Source organism: Arthrobacter sp. GCM10027362 (genome assembly GCF_042679445.1).
In the GTDB taxonomy this organism is placed as follows: Bacteria; Actinomycetota; Actinomycetes; order Actinomycetales; family Micrococcaceae; genus Crystallibacter.
In genome coordinates this window covers 1-4,871 of sequence record NZ_JBHTML010000243.1, presented here as the reverse complement: position 1 = coordinate 4,871, position 4,871 = coordinate 1, and the positions used below count along the sequence as shown (strand labels likewise).

4 protein-coding genes are annotated in these 4,871 nt (G+C 72.4%); 1 reads left to right on the top strand and 3 read right to left on the bottom strand.

Annotated features, from left to right (window positions below; genetic code table 11):
* The 3 genes from ACFQ36_RS20740 to ACFQ36_RS20730 all read right to left on the bottom strand — a co-directional run.
* Positions 1 to 1,752, bottom strand: a 1,752-nt coding sequence (locus tag ACFQ36_RS20740; RefSeq protein WP_377017119.1) for an AAA family ATPase, incomplete at its 3' end; no start/stop codon positions are given.
* A complete protein-coding gene (locus ACFQ36_RS20735) occupies positions 1,749 to 2,909 on the bottom strand; it encodes an exonuclease SbcCD subunit D (protein ID WP_377017117.1) in 1,161 nt (386 codons plus the stop codon). The genes ACFQ36_RS20740 and ACFQ36_RS20735, both read right to left, overlap by 4 nt.
* 55 nt (positions 2,910 to 2,964) lie before the next feature.
* On the bottom strand, positions 2,965 to 3,918 hold the full coding sequence (locus ACFQ36_RS20730; RefSeq protein WP_377017115.1) for an MIP/aquaporin family protein: 954 nt from the start codon (positions 3,916 to 3,918) through the stop codon (positions 2,965 to 2,967).
* Between the two features lie 204 nt (positions 3,919 to 4,122).
* Between ACFQ36_RS20730 and ACFQ36_RS20725 the strand changes: the two genes are divergently transcribed.
* On the top strand, positions 4,123 to 4,871 hold a 749-nt coding region (locus ACFQ36_RS20725; RefSeq protein WP_377017113.1), incomplete at its 3' end, for an ADP-ribosylglycohydrolase family protein.

Here is a 4,871-nt window from a genome sequence, read left to right as displayed (position 1 = left end):
AGTATCCCCGCCGCGGGCGGCCAGTGCGGCCAGCCTGGCTTCCAGCCGGGCGCATTCCTGCTGGGTCCGGGCCAGCCCGGCCTCGGCCTCGCCGTGTTGGGCCCGGGCGGCGGCTTCCTCTTCCTCGGACACCAGCCTGCCGGTGCCGGCCCCGGCAGGCGCCGGATGCTCGCTGGAACCGCACACCGGACAGGGTCCGCCGTCTTCCAGCCGGGAGGCAAGCTCCGCGGCGGCGTTGTCCAGCCGCTGCCGGAGCAGGTCCAGCCAGTGTTCCTTGCGGTCCAGCTGCAGTGCCCTGGCTTCCTCCCGCCGGCCGGCGGCCGCGGCCAGCTGTCGGGTGCACTCGCCGTGCTCCTCAACGGCGGCAGCCACCGCTTGAGCCTCGTCCAGGCGCCGCTGGAGCCCGGGAAGGTCCCCGGCCTGCAGGGACTGCAGCCCGTCCTGCAGCTTGGCCGCCTCGGCCCGGACAGCCTCGGTTTCCTCGGCCGTGCGGCTTCTGCACTCCGCCAGCCGGCCCAGCTCGGCTTCCAGTTCCGACTCCGTCCCGGTGAGGACCAGCAGGCGCTCTTCCTCCGGCAGCAGCGCCTGGACCTGGCCCAGCCGTGCCGCGGCCCGGTCCGAGGCCTCCGCCAGGACGGCTTCGAGCGCATCCTCCCGGTCCCCGGCCGCCTCCGGAAGGTCCACGCCATAGTCCGCAAAAAGCGGATGCGCGGCCGCGGCCTCCGCCAGCCGCCGCGCCTGCGCCCGGCTGCGATCCGCATCCGGCGCGGCCTGGTCCCGGTGCCGGATCGGGGCCGCGAGCAGCTCGGCGCGGCGGTGGGCCTCGAGATCCTCGGCGAGCTGCCGGTAGGCCGGTTCGTTGGTTCGGTGCTTGTCCTCCAGCTCTTCGAAGGCGACCAGCTCGGCATGGTCGGCCAGGCGTTGTTCCTGCACCGCTATGGTCCCGTGCAGCTGCGCCAGCTCCGCGTCACCGGCAGCTGCCCGGTCCGCGGCCTCGTCGGCGAGCGCGGCAACGGCGGCCTGCAGCTGCTCCAGGTGCCCGGCCCCGGCTTCTGCCGGCAGCTGGTCCGGCGCCAGGTGGCGGCCGGCCTCCTCGCGGGCGGCGCGCAAAAGCACGGCCACGGCCGACCGGGCCTGCTCATACCCGGCCCTGGCCGCGCCCGCGTCCGAGGCCAAGGTCTGTTCGACGGCGTCGAAGCGCCCGGTGTTGAACAGCCGCTGCAACAGCGGCCGGCGCTCCTTGGCGTCCGCACGCAGGAACGCGGCGAACTCGCCCTGCGGCAGCAGCACCACCTTGGTGAACTGATCCAGGCTCATCCCGAGGACCTCGCCCAGCTCCACGGCCGCCTCGTCGTTGCGGGCCGATTTTTCCACCCAGGCCCCGCCGATGCGCTCGCGCAGCAGGGTCCTGGCCTGCTGGACCGTGGTGCCCTTGCCCGAGCGCGCGGACGGGCGGTCCCATTGCGGACTGCGCGTGACCTCGAAGCGCCGGCCGCGGGCACTGAATTCGCAGACAACTTCCGGGGCGGCGGCGGCCTCCGCGTGGTCGCTGCGCAGCCGCTTGCCGTTCTGGCGTGCCCCGGGCACCGAGCCGTACAGCGCGAAGCAGACGGCGTCCAGGATGCTGGTCTTGCCGGCCCCCGTCTGCCCGTTGAGCAGGAACAACCCTTGGGCGCTGAGCTCGTCGAAGTCGATCCGCTGCCGCCCGGCGAACGGGCCGAAGGCCTGGATTTCCAGCCGATGGATCCTCATGCCGGCACCTCCGCGGCCGCGACCTTGCCCAGCGTTTCCACCAGCAAATCCCGCTCGGCGTCGTCCGCGGCCCGGGAGCGCACATGTTCCAGGAAGCCGCAGCAGATGTCCAGGTCATCCTGGGCCTTGGCGATCCGCTCGCTGTAGGTCTGCCCGTCATGCTGCGGCCCGGAGGCGGGCTCGAAGGCCAGCACCAGGGTGTCCGGGAACCGTTCGCGCAGCCGTTCCATCGCCCGCAACGGGCGCTCGTCATCGGTGACGGTGATCTGGCAGTAGGCCGCTTCGGCCCAGCCGTGCTCCGGCGATTCCAGCAGCTCGTCCATGGTGCCCCTCAGGACGGCCAGCCGGCGGCCGGTCTCCCAGCTGACCTCCTCGACGCCGGCCAGGCCGCCGCCGTCGAACTCGACCAGGTAGCCGCCCTTGCGGTGTCCGGCCTCGGAAAAGGAGTACGGCAGCGGCGAGCCGGAGTAGCGCACCTCGTGGCTGAGCTGCTGGCGGCCGTGCAGGTGGCCCAGGGCCACGTAGTCCAGGCCGTCGAAAAGATCCAGCGGGACGGCCCCGACGCCGCCGATGCTCAGGTCCCGCTCGCTGTCCGAGGTGATGCCGCCGCTGGCGAAGGTGTGGGCCAGCACCAGCGAATGCACTGTCCCGCCGGCCCGGCGCCCGGCCAGGTCCGTGCGGATCCGTTCCAGCGCGGCCTGCGTCACTGCGGCGTGCGACGGCGCCCCGGCCCCGAGCTCCTCGGCGCACAGCCGCGGCTCCAGGTACGGGATGCCGTAGACGGCCAGGATTGCCCCGTCCAGTTCGAGCTCCACCGGCACGGCCAGATCCGCCGGCCGGGTGCGCAGATGCACCCCGCCGTGGACCAGGATCGCCGAGCCGAAGCCCAGCCGCGAGGCCGAGTCATGGTTGCCGCTGGTGATGATGATGCGTGCGCCCGCTGCGCGGAGCCGGGCCAGCGTGTCCGAAAACAGGTTGACCACGTCCACCCCCGGCAGTGCGCGGTCGTAGACGTCGCCGGCGATCAGGACCACGTCCACGGACCGGTCCCGCACCGTCTGCACGAGCTGGTCGAGGAAGTGCCGCTGCGCCGGCAGCATGCCCACCCCGTGGAAGGATCGCCCCAGATGCCAGTCCGATGTGTGCAGTATCCGCATGTTTCAAACCTACCGGCCGGCGGGGACAATCCCGGTGCAGCCCGCGGCGCCCGGGCTACTTGGCGCTCTTGTTCCCCCGCGAGGCCGGGCCGCCCTGGCCGTCGAAAAAGTCCTTCGCCTCCGCGGCGCCGTTGTCCGGCTCCTGCTGCGGCTTGTCCGCACCTGTGACGTCGACGTCGTCCTTCGCGTAGCCGAAATCGGCGGCCTTGCCTTTGGCGGCCTTGCCTTCGGCGGCCTTGCCCGTGGCGCGCTGCGGCGCGCCTTCGGCACTGCGGTAGATCAGCCCCGCGATCACCGCACCCAGCAGCGGAGCCGCCCAGAACAGCCACAGCTGTCCGGCGGCGGTGCCGTCGCCGAAGTAGACGGTGGCGGTGGACCGGGCCGGGTTCAAGCCGGCGTTGGAAACCGGCAGCAGGAAGGCGGTCAGGACGGACAGTGCCAGGCCGACCGCGAACGGTGCGCTGCCGGGCCGGGCGGCGCGGGCCGTGGCCCCAAGGTAGACGGCCACCAGCAGCGCGGTGCACACCGCCTCGGCCAGGAACACCCCGGCCAGGGAGAATCCGCTGCTGCCGCTGGCATCGAAGTGGTTGGAAATAGCGGCGAAGAGGCTCTGCGACTGGGAGTTGGCCGGGTGGCTGCGCAGGATCACCCACAGGACCGTCGTGGCCAGCGAGGCGCCGGCCACCTGGGCCACGATGTAGGGCAGCACATGCTTCCATGCCGTGCGCCCGGCCAGCGCCGTGCCCAAGGTAATGGCGGGGTTGAAGTGGCCGCCGGAGATGTAGCCGAATGCCAGCATGGCCGCCGCCACGGCGAATCCGAAGCCGAAGGGCACCGCGAAGCCGCCCTGCGGGTTGAACATTCCGATGCCGAGGGCGCCGCCGACCAGCAGGAAGGCACCGACCGCCTCGGCACCGATCCGTGCGGACAGGGAATAGCCTTCCCGGGGCGCCCGCACGGTTTCCGCCGGCTCCTGTTCCACGGGCCCGCCCGACTGCTTCAATGACATGATCGGCCATTCCTTCCGGCCGGCACCAGCCGGCCCATCGCTCACAAAACCGTCTCCCAGCCTTACATTTGAGGCTGGGAGAACGCTGGATGCTTGCTGTGGCGGCAGGGCCGAAGTGGGCGGGGCCCTCGGCGGATACCGTTTAGCGGCCTCCCACACCTCGCAAGCTCGGCGCGGGTCCCTCGGCCGCTAAACTGGGATGCCGTGACCAACCACGCATCCGACGCCTCCACCCGGCCTGCCCCACCCGACTTTGCCTCCCGTGTCCGTGGCTGCCTGCTCGGCGGCGCGCTCGGGGACCAACTGGGCCATGCCGTCGAATACGGCAGCTGGCACGAGATCGAGGCCCGGATCGGCACCGGGCTGCGGGATTTCAGCCAACTGGACGGACCCGGCCACTTCAGCGACGACACCCAGCTGACCCTCTACACCGTGGACGGGCTCACCGAGGCACTGGAATGGGCCAACGCCGGCGTGGCCGCGGACGAGGCGGCCTGCCTCTGGCTGGCCTACCTGCGCTGGTACGCCACGCAGGACGGCCGCTTCCCCGACTCCGGCCCGGAACCGCAGCCGCGCTGGATCGACCACCAGGAGGTGCTGCACCACCGGCGCTCCCCCGGCGAGGCCTGCCTATCCGCGCTGGCCACCGGGGAGATGGGCACGCGGGCCCGTCCGCTCAACCGACAGGCCCGGGACGGAGGGGCGCTCGTCCGGTCCGCTCCCTTCGGCCTGCTCCCCTTCGTCTCCGCGGAAGCTGTGTACCGGCTCACCCTGGACGGCGCCGCCATCACCCACGGGCACCCCGCCGCCCAGCACAGCGCCGCCGCCTTCAGCGGCATCATCCGGTTGATCGTCCAGGAAGGCTCGGGCCTGGCCGACGCCGTCCGTGCCGCAGCCGCCCGGGCCGAACGCGAAGCTGCGGCCCCCGGCGTCGCCTCCGCCCTGCGCAGGGT